Origin of the sequence: Streptomyces lushanensis, assembly GCF_001700515.1 — a bacterium.
Classification (GTDB): domain Bacteria; phylum Actinomycetota; class Actinomycetes; order Streptomycetales; family Streptomycetaceae; genus Streptomyces; species Streptomyces lushanensis.
Genome location: NZ_MAUD01000241.1, coordinates 1 through 2,100, shown reverse-complemented (window position 1 = coordinate 2,100; position 2,100 = coordinate 1). Strand labels below are relative to the sequence as shown.

Sequence of the window (2,100 nt, the reverse complement as noted above, 5' to 3'; positions counted from 1 at the left end):
CGGCGGGGGCGGACCGCGGGTCTCAGACCGGCCGCAGCCAGACCGTCGCCAGCGGAGGCAGCGTGAGCTGGATACTGGCCGGACGGCCGTGCGCGGTCACCGTCTCCGGCTTCAGCGGCTCCGGGTTGAGCACATCACTGCCGCCGTAGCGCGCCGCGTCCGTGTTGAGCACCTCGGTCCAGGCCGTGAACTCCTCGGGGACACCGAGGCGGTACTGCCGGCGCACGACCGGCGAGAAGTGCGAGACCGCCAGCAGCGGCGAGCCGTCCGCGTCGAAGCGCAGGAAGGCGAAGACATTGTCGTCGGCCGCGTCGCCGTCCACCCACGAGAAGCCCTCGGGCACGGTGTCACGCTGCCAGAGTGCGGGTGTCGCGCCGTACACCTTGTTGAGATCGCGCACCAGATCGCGCACGCCCCGGTGGTCGGCCTCCGCCTCGTACGACGGGTCCAGCACCCACCAGTCCGGGCCATGGCTCTCCGACCACTCCGCGCCCTGGGCGAACTCCTGGCCCATGAAGAGGAGCTGCTTGCCGGGATGGGCCCACATGAAGCCCAGGTAGGCGCGTTCGTCGGCGCGCCTGCGCCACCAGTCGCCGGGCATCTTGGAGACCAGTGAGCGTTTGCCGTGCACGACCTCGTCGTGCGAGATCGGCAGGACATAGTTCTCGCTGTACGCGTACACCATGGAGAAGGTCATCTCGCCGTGGTGGTACTTGCGGTGGACGGGCTCCTTGGAGACATAGTCCAGCGAGTCGTGCATCCAGCCCATGTTCCACTTCAGCCCGAAGCCGAGACCGCCGAAGCCGTCGGGGCCCACATGATGGGTGGCGCGGGTGACACCGTTCCAGGCCGTGGACTCCTCGGCGATGGTCACCACGCCGGGGCAGCGGCGGTAGACGGTGGCGTTCATCTCCTGGAGGAAGGCCACGGCGTCCAGATTCTCCCGGCCGCCGCGCTCGTTCGGGGACCACTGGCCCTCCTCGCGCGAGTAGTCGAGATAGAGCATCGAGGCCACCGCGTCCACCCGCAGTCCGTCGACATGGAACTCCTCGCACCAGTACACGGCGTTGGCGACCAGGAAGTTGCGCACCTCCGTGCGGCCGTAGTCGAACTCCAGCGTGCCCCAGTCGGGATGCTCCGCCCGGCGCGGATCCGGGTGCTCGTACAGCGGCCGGCCGTCGAACCGCGCCAGCGCCCAGTCGTCCTTGGGGAAGTGCGCGGGCACCCAGTCGACGATCACACCGATGCCCGCGCGGTGCAGCGCGTCCACCAGATACCGGAAGTCGTCCGGTGTGCCCATACGGGACGTCGGCGCGTAGAAGCCGGTGACCTGATAGCCCCAGGAGCCGCCGAAGGGATGCTCGGCGACGGGCATCAGCTCGACATGGGTGAAGCCGAGGTCCCTGACATAGGCGGGAAGCTGCGCGGCGAGCTGACGGTACGTCAGACCAGGTCGCCAGGACGCGAGATGGACCTCGTAGACCGAGAACGGCGCCTCGTGCACCGGGCGGTCGGCGCGGTGCGCGAGCCACTCCTCGTCGCGCCAGACATGGTGCGACTCGGTGACGACGGACGCGGTCGCGGGCGGCACCTCCGTACGCCGTGCCATCGGGTCGGCGCGCACGGTGTGCGAACCGTCGGGACGTGTGATGTCGAACTTGTAGAGCGCGCCCTCGCCGATGCCCGGCACGAACAGCTCCCACACTCCGCTGGAGCCGAGCGAGCGCATCGGCAGAGCCGTGCCGTCCCAGTACGTGAAGTCACCGCAGACCCGTACGCCCCGGGCGTTGGGCGCCCAGACGGTGAAGCGCGTGCCGGTGACACCCTGGTGGACCATGGGCCGCGCGCCGAGCGCCCGCCACAGCTCCTCGTGCCTGCCCTCGGTGATCAGATGCAGATCGAGTTCACCGAGCGCGGGCAGGAAGCGGTACGGGTCCTGGATCTCCGGCTCGTCGAGCTGCTCCGTGGCCTCGCTGTACCGGACGAGCAGGGTGTACTCCGGCACGGTGCGCAGCGGCAGGACTCCGGAGAAGAAGCCGTCGCCGGGGAGCCCGCCGTACGGACCGAGCTGCACGACGACGGCGACGGCTTCTTCTCCGG

The 2,100-nt window shown here is 69.6% G+C and carries 1 protein-coding gene; it reads right to left on the bottom strand.

Annotated elements, in window-relative coordinates; genetic code table 11:
- Window positions 1-22 precede the first annotated feature (22 nt).
- The coding region (gene glgB / locus BFF77_RS20265) for a 1,4-alpha-glucan branching enzyme (RefSeq protein ID WP_066951905.1) at window positions 23-2,100 on the bottom strand (2,078 nt) is incomplete at its 5' end.